Origin of the sequence: Paenibacillus sp. GYB004, from assembly GCF_036577605.1 — a bacterium.
Classification (GTDB): domain Bacteria; phylum Bacillota; class Bacilli; order Paenibacillales; family NBRC-103111; genus Paenibacillus_AB; species Paenibacillus_AB oceani.
On the sequence record NZ_JARBDB010000052.1, the window covers coordinates 304665 to 322075 of the forward strand.

Annotated in this window: 12 protein-coding genes; all 12 read left to right on the forward strand. The window is 58.8% G+C overall.

What is annotated here, in order from left to right; genetic code table 11:
* The first annotated feature begins 42 nt into the window (after positions 1 to 42).
* The gene (locus PV433_RS22845; protein ID WP_332074340.1) at positions 43 to 726 is read left to right on the forward strand and encodes a lytic transglycosylase domain-containing protein; all 684 of its coding nucleotides are present in this window, start codon (positions 43 to 45) and stop codon (positions 724 to 726) included.
* Between the two features lie 791 nt (positions 727 to 1517).
* Complete coding sequence (locus PV433_RS22850) at positions 1518 to 2666, forward strand: cysteine desulfurase family protein (protein WP_332074341.1); 1149 nt, start codon at positions 1518 to 1520, stop codon at positions 2664 to 2666.
* Entirely contained in the window at positions 2663 to 3868 is a 1206-nt protein-coding gene (thiI, locus tag PV433_RS22855) for a tRNA uracil 4-sulfurtransferase ThiI (protein WP_190926076.1), read from the forward strand. The genes PV433_RS22850 and thiI overlap by 4 nt, the downstream gene beginning before the upstream one ends.
* A 181-nt stretch (positions 3869 to 4049) precedes the next feature.
* Positions 4050 to 4718: a TerC family protein gene (locus PV433_RS22860; protein ID WP_332074342.1), complete on the forward strand. Its 669-nt coding sequence runs from the start codon at positions 4050 to 4052 to the stop codon at positions 4716 to 4718.
* A 192-nt stretch (positions 4719 to 4910) separates the two neighbouring features.
* Positions 4911 to 7307: a DUF7408 domain-containing protein gene (locus PV433_RS22865; protein ID WP_332074343.1), complete on the forward strand. Its 2397-nt coding sequence runs from the start codon at positions 4911 to 4913 to the stop codon at positions 7305 to 7307.
* Positions 7304 to 8230, forward strand: coding sequence for an ABC transporter ATP-binding protein (locus PV433_RS22870; RefSeq protein WP_332074344.1), 927 nt, complete (start codon positions 7304 to 7306; stop codon positions 8228 to 8230). The genes PV433_RS22865 and PV433_RS22870 overlap by 4 nt, the downstream gene beginning before the upstream one ends.
* The gene (locus PV433_RS22875; RefSeq protein WP_332074345.1) at positions 8227 to 9063 is read left to right on the forward strand and encodes an ABC transporter permease; all 837 of its coding nucleotides are present in this window, start codon (positions 8227 to 8229) and stop codon (positions 9061 to 9063) included. The genes PV433_RS22870 and PV433_RS22875 overlap by 4 nt, the downstream gene beginning before the upstream one ends.
* 33 nt (positions 9064 to 9096) lie before the next feature.
* Positions 9097 to 10842: a phage tail tape measure protein gene (locus PV433_RS22880; protein ID WP_332074346.1), complete on the forward strand. Its 1746-nt coding sequence runs from the start codon at positions 9097 to 9099 to the stop codon at positions 10840 to 10842.
* A gap of 17 nt (positions 10843 to 10859) precedes the next feature.
* The gene (locus PV433_RS22885; protein ID WP_332074347.1) at positions 10860 to 11849 is read left to right on the forward strand and encodes an AAA family ATPase; all 990 of its coding nucleotides are present in this window, start codon (positions 10860 to 10862) and stop codon (positions 11847 to 11849) included.
* Positions 11846 to 12745 (forward strand): DUF58 domain-containing protein, encoded by a 900-nt coding sequence (locus tag PV433_RS22890; protein ID WP_332074348.1) that lies wholly within the window; start codon positions 11846 to 11848, stop codon positions 12743 to 12745. Before PV433_RS22885 ends, PV433_RS22890 begins: the two co-directional genes overlap by 4 nt.
* A 57-nt stretch (positions 12746 to 12802) precedes the next feature.
* Entirely contained in the window at positions 12803 to 14740 is a 1938-nt protein-coding gene (locus PV433_RS22895; protein ID WP_332074349.1) for a VWA domain-containing protein, read from the forward strand.
* Positions 14724 to 17411 (forward strand): VWA domain-containing protein (locus tag PV433_RS22900; RefSeq protein ID WP_332074350.1); only part of this gene is annotated, 2688 nt, incomplete at its 3' end. The genes PV433_RS22895 and PV433_RS22900, both read left to right, overlap by 17 nt.

Below are 17411 nucleotides of genomic sequence, written 5' to 3' on the forward strand. Positions count from 1 at the left end.
GTACAATAAGCAGGAAACCAATTGCTGAAACGGGGCTCAAGGATGAGTATAGATCCGAGGATAATGAAGCAGCTGCTGCAGCTGCAATTTCAACCGGGCGATCCGCTATCGGTGCGCAGTACGTCAGCCGACGATTCGGGAGACTTCACCGCACTGCTCCAATCTCTGCTCGGGCAAGCGTCCGCGGAAGGGGAGAGCGGCATGACGGCAGCCGCTTCCAGGCTGGGAACCGCGTCGATGCCGGCATCGGTATATAACGCACATGCGGCTTTGCAGAGCATGCAGCGTTCGGCGTTTGCCCCGTCCAAGCCGAGCGCCTACCAGTTGCTTGTCGAGGAGGCGGCCGGCCGGCACGGAGTCGAACCGAGCCTGATCACGGCGGTGATTCATGCCGAGTCTTCCTTTAATCCGTATGCGGTATCGTCCGCCGGTGCGAAAGGCCTTATGCAGCTGATGGATAAGACGGGCCAAGGTTTGGGTGTCACCGACCCGTTCGACCCTGCCCAGAACATAGAAGGCGGTACCCGCTACCTGGCGGAGCTGATTCGAAAGTATGACGGCAATGAAGCCGTCGCCTTGGCCGCCTACAATGCCGGTCCCGGCCGTATAGACCGTCTCGGGGTCCGCACCGATTCCGAACTGCGGGAGAAGCAGCACCTGCTTCCTCAGGAAACGAGAAACTATGTGGAGAACGTCTTGGAGCGCAAAAGGCAGTACGGCGCCTAACCGTGCTATAGCGGGATGTGAACTTGCAGGCCGTTTGAGCAGACAAACGGCAGCTTGTGTCCACCCTGCAGTAAGGTAAGTTTAAGTTCGCCACAGTGTTAAATCTTCAAAGCGTCGCTTCGAAAAAGCGAACCGAGTTTCTGAACGCAGAAAAGCTGCCTTTACGCAGGGGCATTTATCGTGGAAAAGGCTTCGTTTAAGCTTTTCGAATAAGCACCGATACGATCAATGCGGATAGCTTGATATCCGGCATTGATCGTCTTTTTTGAGCCAAGAAGGTTAAGTTTTCAGGGAATAAGGGTGGTTTGTACCCTCTATTTTGTCCGAAAACCGGCTTGGGCACGGAATAAGAGCGGTTTGAAGCTGTTAAAATCCGCGAAAAGGGCGCATCCCCCACCAGATGGCAGAAATAAGGGGTACAAACCGCCTCTATTCATCTCTGTCCTTCCCATTAGCCGAAAATAAAGGGTGCCAGAGAGGCTGTCGATTCAATATGTAGAAGTGATAGCAGGCTGTTCCAAGTGAAAAATTACCTTCTTCTACTCAAACAGGTTGTCCGGAATCCCTTGATTGAATAAGGTTTGTAAGGTAGGGGATTCCAGACAAAACTCGCCAGAAGGTAATCTTTTCCCTTTCCACTTGGTTGTCCTCAATGAATCGACAGCCTCGCCAGAGACTCTTATTTTGTTGTTGGCGTTAGTCAGTTAGTTAGTTATTTAGTTAGTCAGTTAGTCGTTAGTCATCCTGCTTGCAAGAAATTTAAACTTTGAAGTGCAAAGGAGTCATCCGTTATGCTGTATTTCGACCATTGCGCGACGACGCCTCCGTACGAGGAGGTCGTTGAAGCGGTTCGAGAGGTGATGGCCCGTCACTACGGCAATCCTTCCTCGATTCACAGGGTCGGCATCGACGCGGAGCGGATGCTGACGAAGGCCAGAGAGGTTGCGGCGCGGCAGCTTCGCGCCGCTCCTGAAGAAATCGTATTTACGTCCGGCGGGACGGAAAGCAACAACACGGCCGTGCTTGGAGCGGCTCTGCAATATGCCGGCCGCGGCAAACACCTGATCACAACCGCACTCGAGCATGCCTCGGTGTATGAATGCTTTGAGTATTTGAAGCAGCGGCTCGGTTACGAGGTTACGGTTATTCAGCCGGACGGAGACGGTCGAATCCGTTCGCAAGATGTGCTGGATGCGGTTCGCGACGATACGATTCTTGTGAGCGTCATGCATGTGAACAACGAGATCGGCACGATTCAGCCGGTCCGGGAGATTGGGCAGGCTTTGCGTCAACACCGCAAGGTGCTGTTTCATGTCGATGCGGTCCAAAGCGTCGGTAAAATTCCGGTATGGCCGGGCGAATGGGGCATCGATCTGCTGTCCGTATCGGCTCATAAAATCCGCGGCCCGAAAGGCGCCGGCTTGTTGTACCGGCGCAAAGGCATCGCCCTGCAGCCGCTGCTGTACGGCGGCGGGCAAGAAGCCGGGCAACGCTCGGGAACGGAGAACGTGCCGGGCATCGTCGGCTTCGCCAAGGCGCTGCGCATGACGATGGAACGGCAGGAGGGGGCGTTTGCCCGGTTATCCGGACTGCGTTCGCGGCTTTTGAACGCTCTTCGGACCGTTCCGGGTCTGGTCTACAACGGCTCCGAATCGGCTGCGGATATGGCGCCCCATATTGTTCACGTGTCGGCTCCGGGATTGAAATCGGAAGTTTTTGTCCACGCTCTGGAAGAGCATGGCATGATGATCTCCACGCGGTCGGCCTGCTCTTCGGGGGAAGATCGGCCAAGCCGCGTGCTGCAGGCGATCGGAGCGGACCTCGATCGTGCGGTCAGCGGTCTTAGAATCAGCTTGTCCCCCGACCACACCGAAGAAGATATAGACCGTCTTGCGGATGTTGTAGCCCGTACGATGGAACAGCTAAGGAGGTACCGGTGAATACGGAAGTGATCCTGCTTCGCTTCGGCGAGCTTATGTTAAAGGGAAGAAACCGGAATCGGTTTGAAAATCAGATCGTTCAACAAATCAAGCGGGTGTTGAAGCCGCTTGGCCGTGCGGTCGTACGTACCGAATCGTATGGAAGAATGTATGTCGAGCTCAACGGCGAATCGCATGCCGACGTCGAGAGGGAGCTCTCCAAAGTATTCGGCCTGCATTCCTTCAGCCGCGCGATCAAAACGGCGCCGGATCTGGAGGAAATCCGCGCGGCCGCACGGATCGTAATGGACCGTCTGGAGCGGGTCCCGGAGACGTTTCGGGTAACCGTAAGACGCGTCAACAAGCAGTTTCCGCACGATACTTTCGAGATGCATCAATTGCTGGGCGGATATTTGCTGGAGTCATACGAGGGACTGAAAGTGGATGTGCATGAGCCGCAGGTGAATGTGCATGTCGAGATCCGCCACCAGGAGGCGTTCGTCTATATCGGCACGCTCCCCGGTCCGGGCGGCTTTCCTCTCGGAAGCAACGGAAAAGCGATGCTGATGTTGTCCGGCGGGATCGACAGCCCGGTCGCCGGATGGTTTGCGATGAAGCGCGGTCTGCGCATCGAAGCGGTACATTTTCACAGCTACCCATATACGAGCGAACGGGCCAAACAAAAGGTGATCGACCTGACGAGTGTATTGGCCGAATACGCCGGCTCGATTATGATCCATATGGTTCCTTTTACGGAAATCCAGACTCGGCTAAAGGAATCGTGCCGTGAAAACTTGCTGATCACGATGATGAGACGGGTAATGTTCCGCATTACCGAACAGCTGGCCGAGCAGAGGGAAGCGCTGGCGATCGTTACGGGCGAGAGCCTCGGTCAGGTGGCGAGTCAGACGTTGTCCAGCATGAATGTGATCGGCCGGGCTGCGACGCTGCCGGTGCTGCGTCCACTGATCACGATGGACAAGCTTGAGATTATCGCGATCTCCGAGAAGATCGAGACGTATCCGATCTCGATTCTCCCGTACGAAGATTGCTGCACGTTGTTTATGCCGAAGTCGCCTTCGACGAATCCGAGCCTGAAGGTGGTCGAGTACTCCGAGAAAGCGATGGATTGGCTGCCGGAACTGATCCGCGAGGCGGTGGAGAAAACGGAGACGATGTGGGTGAAACCGGAGCAAAAGTCGGAGGAAGACCACTTGTTCTAGCCTCAGGAAAATATAGAAATGCCACTACACGCGCCATATGCAGGGCTCCCGGGCACGGGGCCCTTTTCCCGTTCTTTCGCTCCATTTGCTGCGCGGAGCTGTACTAGAAAGGGCAACAGGATGCATACGTTAACGAATAAGGGACGAGTTTCGTAAGAGACTAGGGTCGGGAGGGTGTACGATGCTGGAATGGCTGTTGTTATTTTTGCAAATTTTGCTGATCAATATCGTGCTGAGCGGAGATAACGCCGTCGTCATCGCGCTGGCGAGCAAAAACTTGCCGCTGCATCAGCGGAAGCAGGCGATATGGTGGGGAGCGTTCGGGGCGATCGGGCTTCGGCTCGTTCTGACGGTTGCGGCGGTGTTCCTGCTGTCCATTCCTTTTATCCAGGCGGCCGGTTCTTTGCTCCTGTTATGGATTGCGATCAAGCTGCTGGCGGACGACGAAAGCCATGCTACGGTAAAAGAAGCGTCTTCGCTCGGCAAAGCCATATGGACCATTATCGTGGCCGACTTCGTCATGAGTTTGGACAACGTGCTGGCGATTGCGGCTAAAGCGCAAGGAAATTTGTCGGTTATTATCCTCGGGATCGGACTGAGTATCCCGATTATCGTATGGGGCAGCAACCTGGTCGTCGTGCTGCTGCAGCGTTATCCGATCTTCATCTACGCGGGGGCCGGCATTCTCGGTTTTACATCCGGGGAGATGTTTATTAGTGACGGCAAGATGCAGCAATATTTGCTTCATCATAACCCCACGGCTCACTGGGCGATTCCCGTCGCTACGACGCTGATCGTCCTGCTGATCGGAGCGCTGTGGAAAAGACACAGTCCGGGCAAGCCGGCGTAATGTTGAAGTTGACGTTTGTTTGCCTATGGCAGCGAGCCTCGCTCCCGAGCTTCTCGGGGGCTTTTTGGTATGCGGAAATGCCCGAATAACGGCGGAAATGTCCGATTTCCGCACTTGTAACCTTTTGACGCAAGGTTCGTCTATAATGAAGAAAGTAAGGAGTAGAATCGGAACATGGAGAGGGGTTCGAATGTGAGTATTCGGAGCAACCTGCGGACGAAGCGGACCGGATGGGTGTTTTTCCTCCTGGTCTTGACGCTGATCGCAGCCAATCTCGCCCTGTGGGGAAGCGGGAAGGCGAGTGCGGAGCGATTGCCGCTCGATATCGTGATCGAGCACGGCTTTGACGGGAAAATGAAGGACGGAAAATGGTTTCCGGTTAAGATGACCGTAACGAATCCGGGTGACGACGTCTCCGGCGATCTGACGGTTCGGATGACGGGCGACGTGAACGGCGGCAAAGGGATCGTGTATGCCGAACATGTGGATCTGCCGAAACAAAGCACGAAGATCGTCTGGTTTGCTCTGCCCGGCAAACAACTGAACGAGCGAAACAACGTCGTCGCCTTTTATGAGAAGGGGGCCGATAAGGGCAAGGTGATCCCGTTCTCCCACGACGACGTATCGATCATCACGAAGCCTTTATCTCCGGAAACGCTTATGGCGGGCGTGATGGCCCGCGATCCGGATACGCTTAACTTCTTGTCCCTGCTGAACCAGAAGGGGTATCAAGTACAGACGACGCTGCTTTCTACGGACGATTTTCCTTGGGAAGCCACGATGCTGGACGGTCTCGATGTAATTGCCTTCAACGATGCGGAAACGGACAGGCTGAAGCCCGAGCAGGTGAAGGACATTGAAGCATGGGTCGAGCGCGGCGGCAAGCTCATACTCGCGGGCGGCGCCGGCTATGCGAAGACGGCCTCTCCTTTCGGCGCGATCGCGCCGGTAACGGTTTCCGGTACCGCCTCGGTTGCGGAGCTCGGCTCGTTCGTTCAGGCGACCGGCCGGGAGCTGGACCTGAAAGGTCCGGTTACGGTATCGGCTGCAGCGGTAAAATCGGGCGAGACGTTATACGCCGAGAAAGGGATTCCGCTTGTCGTGGAAGCCCCTGTCGGACAAGGCTCGGTCACTTATATCGGTTACGACTTGTCGATGGAGCCGCTGGCGTCCTGGAACGGCAATCCGGCGATCTGGGAACGGATCTTATCGGATGTTCTGGTTATGGATAACAGCGGTAAATCGGTGCGTATGGACGGTATGTGGGAGCTGAACAACGCCCTGGAAGTATTCCCGCAGCTGATTCCTCCCGCATACGGAATCCTTGCACTGCTATTTTTGGTATACGCCATCGTCGTGGGACCGGCGCTGTATATAATTCTAAAAAGAGTGGACCGCCGCGAATGGGCCTGGTTCGCAATCCCGATCGTAGCGATCGTAACCAGCGTCTCGATCTATGCGATCGGCGCATCCGGCCGCGGCTCGACGCTGGCTCAAACGCTGGGAATGAACATCCTCTCCGGGAAAGGGGAGGCAACCCGGACCGCAGCTTCGTCGGTATTCGTGCCGAGCGGCGGCAGCTACGAGCTGGAGTGGGCCGGCAAGCGCAGTATATCTCCGTTTATGGTGAACGACGGGAGCTCCCTGCAGTCCGGTAATGCCGATATGATCATTCGATCCGAGCCCGAAAAAACAGTGGCGGCGTTCAAAAACGTTCCGTTCTGGTCGGTGCGCAAAGTGTTCGGCTCGCCGGAAACGGTAGCAGATGCGGGACAGTTCGACTACACGATCCGGCTCGACGCCTCCGGCGCCAAAGGCGAGATCGTCAACAATACGAAATCCGAGATGTACGAAGCCGGCATCTTCATCGGAGGGCAGTGGATCCGGATCGGCGACATGAAGCCGGGCGAGAAGAAGCCGTTTCAGGTCGGAACGACCAACATATCGTCCATGATGTACTCCGACTGGGGACATATCGTATTCCCGTACGCCGGCAATCAGGACGTATGGGAGCGGGAACGCTCGCTTCTGAACAGCTTCTCGCGCAGCTATGCGAGCGGTATGCAGAGCGCCCTGTCTTCGGAGCCGATGATCGTCGCGTTCTCCAAATCGGCCAGCGCGTTGTTCAAGATCGACGGCAAGGATGTGCAGTCGGAGCGGATCGATCTGTACGCCCAGCCGCTCAAGCTGGACTACGTCCAGGGCGACCGCATTTTCATCCCGCGCGGCGTTGTCGTTCCTTTTGTAGAGTCCAGCAACGTTGCACATATGAGCACTTACAATAACGGCGGGATCGATGTAGGCAAGGGCGACTTTAAGCTCGTCTACCGCATACCTTCCCGTTCCAACTGGAAGTTTGAGAAAATAACGCTGGCGATGCAGGTTCAGCAGCAGTTTACCGTGGAGCTGTGGAACGAAAGCAGCCAGTCGTGGGAAGCATTAAACGGCAATCCGAGCGAGCTGGACGCCGCCCGTGTGAAGCAAGTGCTGACCGCTGCTAACGAGCTGCGCCTGCAAGTAACGAACAGTCAAAACGGCGGCCGGTTCACGTATCCGACGATCGGTGTGGAAGGGGTAGTGTTGCCATGATCGAGATTCGCGAGCTCACGAAAACATACGGACAATTCACGGCGCTTAACCGGCTCGATATGACGATTGACAAAGGAACGGTATTCGGATTCGTCGGTCCGAACGGAGCCGGAAAGTCGACGACGATGTCCATTCTGGCTACGCTGCTCATTCCGACGTCGGGATCAGCCAAAGTGGGCGGGTACGAGGTAACCGAATATCCGAAAGAAGTCCGGAAGCTGATCGGGTATATGCCCGACTTTTTCGGAGTGTACGATAATTTCAAAACGACCGAGTATTTAGATTTTTACGGGGCCAGTTACGGCATTCCCCGCACGGAACGGCTTAAGCTGATCCCCCAGTTGCTGGAACTGGTCAATTTGAGCGAGAAAGCGGACTTTTACGTCGATTCCTTATCCCGCGGCATGAAACAGCGGCTTTGTCTGGCGCGCTGCCTCGTGCACGATCCGGAGCTGCTGATACTCGACGAGCCGGCATCGGGCCTCGACCCGAGAGCGCGAATCGAAATGCGGGAAATTTTGAAAGAGCTCAAGTCGATGGGCAAAACGATTATTATTTCGTCGCATATTTTGCCGGAGCTGGCGGAGATGGTGGACGAGATCGGCGTCATCGAAAACGGCACGCTGCTGGCAAAGGGGAAAGTGAACGACATTCAGCAGCGCATGCGCGCCAACCGGGTGCTGCATCTCCGGATATTGGAGAAGGAAGCGGAAGCCGTGGCTTTCCTGAAAGATTTGCCGCTCGTAACGCTCGTACTGCAAGACGAACTGGGCATCCGGGTCCACTTCGGCGGACGAGACGAAGAACAGTGGGAACTGCTAAAACTGCTCGTCGCAGGCGGATATAAGGTATTGTCGTTCCATGAAGCGCAGACGGATCTGGAAGACGTCTTCCTGGAGATTACGAAAGGGGTGCGGGCATGACCTGGAAACAAAAGTGGATCAACCCGGTGCTGGAGAAGGAATTCCGCCTTCGGATGCGGACGATCCGATCGCCTCTTGCGCTTCTCGCCTATCTGGTCGTGATCGGCCTGCTGGCGCTCGGATATATTTATCTCGAGATGCACAGCCGCGGCTCGCGCGGTTTCAGCCCGGAATCGAGCCGGATGCTGTTTTACTTTTTGAGCGGCGCACAGCTTGTACTGGTCTGTTTTATGGCGCCAGGCTTGACGGCCGGCGTCATTAGCGGCGAGCGGGAAAAGCAGACGCTGAATATTTTGCTGACGACGCAGCAAAGCTCGGCGACGATTATTTTAAGCAAACTGTTTTCTTCGCTCAGCTTTATGTTTTTGATCGTTTTCGCTACATTGCCGGTGTACAGTATCGTGTTTTTGTTCGGGGGCATTTCCCCTACGCAGCTGCTTGCCGTGTTCGGTTTTTATATCCTCGTCATGGTGGCGCTGGGCTCCATCGGCGTCTTGTTCTCGACGGTGCTGAAGAAAACGGTCGTTTCGCTGATCGTCACATATGGGGTCGGATTGTTTCTGTACGTATTTACCGGCTTGGCGGCGATCTTTATCATGGGTGTCACGAATAATCAGGCGAGAGAGGTTTCCGGATTATTAATCGGCATTAACCCGCTGGCGGCGATGATCAGCATATTCGAACCCGGATTTTCGGATGAGTTTTTCAGAGGCGGCTGGAAAGGGATCGAGCTTTGGCATATCTTCGTTCCGATTCATATCGTGATTTCTATTGTAGCAGTACTGCTGGCGATCCGTTTCTTACGGCCGAAAATGAAAAAGCAGACGGTGTAACGCCGGGAGCCGAATATGAGAGGAGGCCTCATCATGCCGACGGAAACTTTGCGGCGCCACATAGCGGCAATACGAAGACGTCTGATCGCCCTGCGGATGGTCCGGCTCATCCAGCTCGGACTGATCGGAGGAGCGGCGGCGGCGGTAGCGTTAGCGGCAGCGGGCCGATGGTTTCCGATCGGGCATTACCGGCTGCTCGCGCTGATGCTGGTTGCGGCCGGGGCATTAGCCGGAGTCGTTGCGGGGATGTTCCGGAAGCCGGATGAGCGGGACGCCGCCCGGGAGATGGATCGCAGCGGAGGCTTGGAAGAACGCGTCGGCACGGCGCTTGCCCATTTGGAAGCCGATTCCCCGATTGCGAAGATGCAGCGGGACGAGGCGATCCGGTATGCGGAGTCGTTTCGGAGGGAAGCGCCGAAGCGGCTGCCAGTCCCGCTCGATCCGAAAAAGCTGGGCACGCTCGCCGGGATGGCTGCCGCACTTGTCTTCCTGCTTCTGTGGCCCAATGCGATGGACGAGAAAGTGAAACAGAAGCAGGAAGCCAAGCAGTGGATCGAGGAACAGGCTGACAAAACTGAGGAAAAACGGGAGGAGCTAAAGTCGCAAAAGCTGCCTCCGCTCGAATTGCAGAAGCTTGATAAAGAGCTGCAGGCGTTGGAGCAAGGACTGAAAAACAGCGAGACGCCCGTGCAGGCGCTTAACGAAATGGAAGAAGCGATGAAAAAGCTCAAGGAGCAGGAGGAGCAGTGGGTCAAGGAACAGAAGCAGGCCGAGCTGTGGGCCAAGCAGTGGGAAGCGAATCCGGCGTTGAAGGAGCTCGGCCGCAACTTGTCGGGGTTGAATCGCGAAGGAGTGAACTCGGCGCTGGAAGGGCTTCGTCAGGAAGCGGCCCGGATGACCCCGGAGCAAAAGCAGGAGCTCGCCAAAGCGCTTGAGAAGCTGGCCGAATCGGCCGTGTCTGCGGACAAGGAAGCGGAGCAGCAGTTGAAAGATGCGCTGAACCGGCTTGCAAGCGAAGCAAGCGGCCTGGCGTCGGCCCAGCCAAACGGAGGGCTTAGCGAGGAAGCGCTTCAGGCGCTTCAGGAGGCGCTCGCCCAATCGATCGCGGGCCAGCTTGCCCAGCTCCAGCTCGCTGCGCAGGCCGGGCAGTTGAGCGGCCAGCTCGCGCAGGCCGGCCTGCAAGCCGCCGGCCAGTTGGCGGCGCAAGGCGTGGCACTGCCGGCGGCTTGGGGCGCGAACGGGTTGGCGTCCGGGCTGGCTTCGGCCGCTTCGCCCGGAGCGGTCCCGCCGGGAGCCGGCAGCCAGCCGGGCAGCGGCGCAGGCGGCGGCACCGGAACCGGGACCGGACAAACACCCGGTCAAGGCTCCGGAAGCGGGGCAGGCTCGGGTTCCGGTTCCGGCAGCGGCTCCGGGTCTGGGAGCGGAAGCGGCTCGGGTTCTGGCAGCGGTAGTGGCAGTGGAAGCGGCTCCGGATCGGGAGGAGGCGGCACGGGCGGTCTTGCCGGCGGTGTCGGCAACGGCTCGCGCGGCTTGGTCAATACGCCCCGGACCTCTACGGGCGGCGGTACGACCGAGACGGACAGCGGACCGGTTAACGGCAGAGGGGAAGTATCCCTGGACGGATCGGCCCCCGCTATGGACGGCGCATCCCGACCGTACGAGGAAGTGTATTCCGAATACGAAGCCGAAGCGACGCGCTCGCTGAACCGGTCGGAGCTGCCGCAGACGGTTCAGCAGCTGGTCCGCGACTATTTTACCGAAATACAACCGAACCGATAACGATAGGAGGAACTCCTGTGATCGAAACAAAGGAACAGCTGGAGCGGCAGCTAGCGACCGTCGCCGCGATCCGCGAGCAGATCGGGCGTGTCATCGTCGGCCAGAAGGAGATTGTCGAGCAGCTGTTGTGGTGTCTGTTCGCAGGCGGGCATGCGCTTCTGGAGGGGATTCCCGGACTCGGTAAAACGATGCTCGTGCGGACGATCGCGGATACGGTCGACCTCAGCTTCTCGCGCATTCAATTTACGCCGGATCTGATGCCGGCCGACATAACGGGAACTACGATGATCCAGTTCGGAGGCCAGGGAGAGACGACGTACCGGTTCCAGAAGGGGCCGATATTCGGACACCTCGTGCTCGCGGACGAAATCAACCGGGCTACGCCCAAGACGCAAAGCGCGCTGCTGGAGGCGATGCAGGAGAAGACGGTAACGGTCGGCTCCGAAACTCACGCTTTGCCGAAACCGTTTTTTGTGCTCGCGACGCAAAATCCGCTCGAGAACGAAGGGACTTACCCGCTGCCGGAAGCGCAACTGGACCGGTTTCTGGTCAAAATCGTCGTCAGTTATCCGACGAAGGAAGAACTGAAGGAGATCGTGCTCCGCACTACTTCGACTACGACTATTCAACCGGAGAAGGCGGCGGACGGAGAAGCGATTGTGCACATTCAACAAACCGCCAAGCAGATTCTGGTTGCGGACAACATTCTGGATTATGCGGTCAACCTGCTGATGTGCACGCATCCGGCGGAGGCAGACGCTCCCGAATCGGTAAAGCGTTACGTTCAGTTCGGCTCAGGTCCGCGCGGCATTCAGTCGATCGTATCGCTGGCCAAAGTCCGCGCGTTCTGCGCAGGGCGGATGAACGTGTCGTTTCACGATATCGAGCAAGTGGCGATTCCGGCTTTGAGGCACCGCGTGTTTCTTAACTTCGAAGGCCAGGCGATGGGAATAACGACCGACCGGATTTTGCAGGACGTGCTTGCCGCGATGGAGAGCCGCCGATGAGCAGGAATATGGCGCTAGATTCGGAGACGCTGCTGCGGCTCGAGCGGATGTCCATTACCGCCAAGACGAGAGTCCGGGGCACGATGCAGGGCAAGCGCAGGTCCAGACAGACCGGCGCTTCGCTGGACTTCGCCGATTACCGGCTGTACGCTCCCGGGGACGATATCCGGCAGATCGACTGGAATGTGTACGGGCGCAGCGGCAAGCCGTTCGTCAAGCTGTTTCTCGACGAGCAGGAGCTGATCGTCCGGTTGTGGGTCGATGTGTCGGCTTCGATGAATACGGGAGGCGAGCGAAGCGAAGGAACGAACAAGCTGGACTATGCCAAAAGACTGGCTGCCAGTATCGGGTATATGGCGCTCGCCGGATACGACCGGGTAGGCGCCGGACTGTTCGGCGAGCAGGTGTCGTCGACGCTTCCCGTGATGCGCGGCAAAGCGTCCGCACGCAGGCTGTTTCAATATTTGTCGGAGGCGAAAGCGGAGCAGACGGGCGATCTGTTCAAGGCGCTCGGACAGCCCGGAACGCTGCCCCGCCAGCCTGGAATGACCTGGCTGTTCTCGGATTTTCTGTACGAATCGGGCGTCTACGAGACTTTGAACATGCTCGCTGCCGCCAGGCAGGAGGTCGTTGTCGTCCAAGTGCTGTCGCCGGAGGAGCTGCATCCGGAGTTGACCGGCGATTTGCGGCTGGTCGATATCGAGTCGGGAACCGGCAAAGAGGTGGCGATGTCCGGCAAAGTGCTGAAAGCTTATAAGGAAGCGCTGGATTCGTATACGGGAGCGCTTCGCGGCTATTGCCACGAGCGAGGCATTACGTATGCGCTGGCTCCGACGAACGTTCCGGTATTGGAATGGATTGCGGGTACGATGCGCTCAAGTGGCGTCCTGCAATGAAGGATTTGACTCAATTACGGCGGCTGACGGGAGGCCCGTGCGAGGAGGTGCTTGGCTATGTTTTTCGATTCCGTCCCGAGCTTATGGTTCGGCTTGTCTTTACCCGCCATTGTGCTGCTGTACTTGTTCAAGCGCAAATATGTGAATACGCCCGTTTCCAGCCACCTGTTATGGAACCGCGTATTGAAAGATATGGAGGCCAACCGGCCGTGGCAGAAGCTGCGCAACCGGCTGCTGATGTTCGTCCAGCTGCTGATGGCGGCGCTGCTGGTGCTGGCACTGATGCAGCCCTGGATCGCGGCGGGAGGGTCGGCGAAGGAACACGCCGTCATCGTGCTGGACCGGTCGGCAAGCATGACGTCGACGATCGTCTCGGCGGACGGCAAGAAGGAGAGCCGGCTCGACCGGGCAAAGACGGCGGTCATGGAATGGGCAGCCGGGGACGCTTCGGGAAGCGCTATCACCCTAATCGCCATGGGGGAACAGGCCGAAGTGCTGTTGTCGCGTGAAACGGACCGGAATCAGGTGAGAGCGGCACTGGATGCGGTCACTCCCGCCTACGGCAAGACGGCGTACAAAGAAGCGATGTCGCTCGCATCCGCCTTGACGCGGGACGGCAAGGATGCGGAAATCCGCCTTTTTACGGACGGGTTGTTCGCCGAACCGGTAACCGGGCTGACGTTCGAGGTGCCCGTTACCATAATGAAACCGGAGGATGAGGCTTTGGCCGCCGGAGGCAATGTGAGCGTTACGCAGTTCGGAGTCAAAAGCAGCCGGGAATCCGGCGGACTGGCGACGGCGGTCGCTTCCGTCAAAAACTGGGGGCAGGCCCCCGCCCAGATCGATGTAACGGTGTATGCGGGCAAAGAAATGGCCGATATGCGCCGGGTGACGGTGGAGCCGGGGAAACAAACGTCCGTGTACTTTGATGGTCTTGCTCCGGCGGACTGGTACAAGCTCGATATCGGACAAAACGACGCCCTTGCGGCGGATAACGTGACCTACGCTTTTCTGGCCGGCGAACGGCCCAAGCGGGTACTGGCGATCGGGAGCGGCAATCTGTTTCTGGAAAAAGCGCTGCAGCTTGCCGGGGCCGAGGTGACGAAGTTGCAGCCGGAAGGGGCAGACGCGTGGATTGCGACGTTAAAGCCGGAATCCGCTCCCGACGTCATCGTGTTGGAGTCGGTTCCGGAAGGCGCATTGGCCTCGGATGCCTGGAAAAAGCTGCTTGCCGGCAAACCCGTCCTGTATGCAGGGTCCGGCTATGAGGGCAAGCCGGCTTCCGTGCCGGCGGGGTCTTACACGATTGCTGAGCACCCGGTCACCCGTTATTTGAAATTCCAGGACACTCACGTGGCTTCCGTCCGGCAGCCTTCGAACGCGTTATGGGGCAAGCCGGTCGTATCGGCCGGCGAAGTGCCGCTTGTGTACGCCGGTACGGACAATGGCGTGCCGCGGCTATTGATCGCATTTTCCCTGCAGCAGTCCGATTTCCCGCTGAGAACCGAGTTCCCGGTGTTCGTCCACAATGCGCTGGAGTGGTTAACCGCTTCGCAGGGCGGAAGCTTGGGCCGGGCGGTAGCTGCAGACCGCAAGGAAATCGCGATGTCTCCCCGCTCGTCCTCGGCGGTATGGATCGATGCGGAAGGCGGCAGGACCGCCGGCGAGGCGGAACTGACGTCAGGGCGTCTGGCGGCGTTGCAAACGGTGCCGGACCAGCCCGGGCTGTACCGCCTGGAGGAGAAGGACGAAGCCGGGCAGACGGTGCAAATGCGCTGGCTCGGGGTTACGATGGATTCGCGCGAATCCGGTACGGCTGCAGCGGAGCTTGAATTCAAGCCATCGTCCGGTACGGCCGGGGAAGCCGGAGAGGACAGCGCGGAAGCGGGGGCGCCTTCGAAGTCGCCGTATTGGCTATGGCGCTGGATTATAGCTTTGGCACTGGTTGTCGTCGTATGGGAATGGGGGGTGTACCGGCGTGGGACTTCAGTTTGATTCAGCTTTGTATATGCTGCTTCTCATTCCGGCGGCTGCCTACCTCGTATGGATGTGGAGGACGACGTCCAGGCTGGCCGGCTGGCGCAAGCGGATCGCTTTCGGCCTGCGCAGCCTCGTGCTGCTGCTGCTGATTTTGTCGCTTTCCGGCCTGCAAAGCTTTGCCGTGATCGAGCGCAAGGCGGTCGTATTCATAGCCGACCGTTCGGACAGCATGACCGATTCCGCGTCCCTGGAGTCGTGGATTCGCCAATCCGCCGCAGCCAAAGCGGACGACGATTCGGCCGGAGTCGTCTCGGCGGGGCTGGAGGCGGTCATCGAGAAAAGTCCGGACCCGGAAGGGGCCGAGCGGTTTACGTTTACCAGCAAAGTGAACTCGCAGTTTACGCGGCTTGACGCGGCGCTCCAGTTGGCGGAGACGCTGATGCCGGCGGATGCGTCGCCGAGAATCGTGCTGATGTCCGACGGCAGAGAAAATGTCGGGGACTTGCTCAGGCAAGGGAAGCTGCTCAGGGACAAAGGGATTCCGGTCGACGTCCTGCCGCTTCCGTCCAAGGAACGCCGCGATGCGGCCGTCGATTCCTTGACGCTGCCGGAGAAGCTGTATCAGGCCGAGCAGTACGCGCTCGAGGTCGCCGTATCGAGCTCGTTCGCCACGACCGGAGAGCTGCGCATTTATGAAGACAACCGGGAAATCTCGAGCCAGCAGGTGGCGCTGGAGAAAGGCCAGAACCGGTTCGCGCTGCGCGGCCTTGCGAAAGAACAGGGATTGCACCGGTACCGGGCGGAACTGTACGCCGCCGGCGACGAAGTGTCGGCGAACAATGCCGCATACGCGTTCAGCCGCGTGTCGGGGCCTCCCAAAGTACTGCTGGTGGAAGGAACCGCCGGCGCGGCGTCTAATATGACAGGCGTGCTAAACTCCGGACTGATTCCGTACGACCTGATCACGCCGGAGATGCTGTCCCGCGAGCTGGCGGACTATACCGGCTACGACTCGATCGTGCTCGCCAACGTAGCGGCCACCCGGATGTCGGACAGCCAGATGAGCATGATCGAACAGGCGGTGCGCGATTACGGCGTAGGGCTTGTGATGACCGGGGGAGACGAAAGCTTCGGACTCGGCGGTTACTTCAAGACGCCTGTCGAGCGTGCGCTTCCCGTATATATGGATTTGCGGGGGAAAAGGGAAGTCCCGTCGCTGGCGCTGATGCTCGTCATCGATAAGTCGGGCAGCATGTCCGGTGGCAAGATGGAGCTGGCCCAGGAAGCCGCGACCCGGACGATTCAGCTCATGCGCGAGAAGGATACGATCGGCGTCCTCGCCTTCGATTCCACTCCCTGGTGGGTCGTCGAGCCGCAACTGCTGACAGATCCGAAGAAAGTGTCGGAGCAGGTCAACTCGATTACGGCCGACGGCGGGACGGAAATCTATACCGCCGTGGAGCAGGCGTATCAGAAGCTGGTGGACGTAAAGGCCCAGCGCAAGCATATCATCCTGCTTACCGACGGCCAGTCGGCCACGAACCAAAGCTATGAAGCACTTGCCGACCATATGGTGAAAAACGACATTACCTTGTCGTCGGTCGCAATCGGGGACGGAGCGGATACACAACTGCTCGAGCGGCTCGCTCAGCTTGCCAAAGGGCGTTATTATTTCACGAACGACCAAACGACGGTCCCCGCGATCTTCAGCAGGGAAGCGGTGCTGATGTCCCGCACGTATATCGTTGACCAGCCGTTCGTTCCCGCGGTCGGCCAGGCGGCGGAATGGAACCCGATGTTTGCGGGAGGGCTGCCGCAGGTGAACGCTTATATCGCTACGACGCCGAAGGAGACGGCGGAAGTGGCGCTGATGAGCCCCGAGCCGGACCCGCTGCTTGCGCGCTGGCAGTACGGGGCGGGCAAAACCGTCGCTTGGACGAGCGACCTGACCGGCAAATGGTCGGGAGACTGGACCCGGTGGAACCGGTTCGCCGATGTATTCAGCCGGATCGTCAAGTGGACGTTCCCGCAGTTCGACGCGTCTCCGCTGGAGCTTACGAGCCGGATGAACGGAAATGAAGTGACGCTTGACGTCCGCAGCGGCGGAGGCGACGGGACCGGCTACCCCGGCGAGCTGAAGGCGGTCGTTACCGATGAGGAGCTGAACCGTACGGAGGTTGCCCTTGAGCCTACCGTGCCGGGGGAGTACAGTGGGCTGCTGGATGTCGCCAAGCCCGGCGTTTATTTGACCAAAATCGAGGCTGCCGGGGAGGAAGCGGGCACGGCCGGCGCTGCGACCGGCATGACGACCGGGTTCGTAATTCCCTATTCGCCGGAATACCGGATCAGCCAGGAGGACGGGGCGGAGAAGCTGAGACGTCTGGCGGAGCTGACCGGCGGACGGGTGCTGTCGCCGGACAATCCGGAAGAGGCGTTCGCTTCCGCTACGGTGCCGAAAAAGCGCGTCCACGACCTGACGCGGCCGCTGCTGATCGCGGCGCTGCTCGTCTGGCTCGCGGACATCGCGGTCCGCCGCCTCCACGTGCCGTGGGAGCGGCTTGTCCGCCCGCTCGCGGCCTGGACTCGCGGCCGCCGTCCGCAATCGGCCGCAGCCGGCTCCGCCGCCGCGGTCGGACGATTGCGGACCCGCGTCGCGGAGCGCGGCCGGCCTCGACCGCCAGCCTCG

What these genes read in the sequence shown, in the direction of transcription:
- PV433_RS22845 (WP_332074340.1), top strand. Translation starts at nt 43, where the DNA reads ATGAGTATAGATCCGAGGATAATGAAGCAGCTGCTGCAGCTGCAATTT.
- PV433_RS22850 (WP_332074341.1), top strand. Translation starts at nt 1,518, where the DNA reads ATGCTGTATTTCGACCATTGCGCGACGACGCCTCCGTACGAGGAGGTC.
- PV433_RS22860 (WP_332074342.1), top strand. Translation starts at nt 4,050, where the DNA reads ATGCTGGAATGGCTGTTGTTATTTTTGCAAATTTTGCTGATCAATATC.
- PV433_RS22870 (WP_332074344.1), top strand. Translation starts at nt 7,304, where the DNA reads ATGATCGAGATTCGCGAGCTCACGAAAACATACGGACAATTCACGGCG.
- PV433_RS22875 (WP_332074345.1), top strand. Translation starts at nt 8,227, where the DNA reads ATGACCTGGAAACAAAAGTGGATCAACCCGGTGCTGGAGAAGGAATTC.
- PV433_RS22880 (WP_332074346.1), top strand. Translation starts at nt 9,097, where the DNA reads ATGCCGACGGAAACTTTGCGGCGCCACATAGCGGCAATACGAAGACGT.
- PV433_RS22890 (WP_332074348.1), top strand. Translation starts at nt 11,846, where the DNA reads ATGAGCAGGAATATGGCGCTAGATTCGGAGACGCTGCTGCGGCTCGAG.
- PV433_RS22895 (WP_332074349.1), top strand. Translation starts at nt 12,803, where the DNA reads ATGTTTTTCGATTCCGTCCCGAGCTTATGGTTCGGCTTGTCTTTACCC.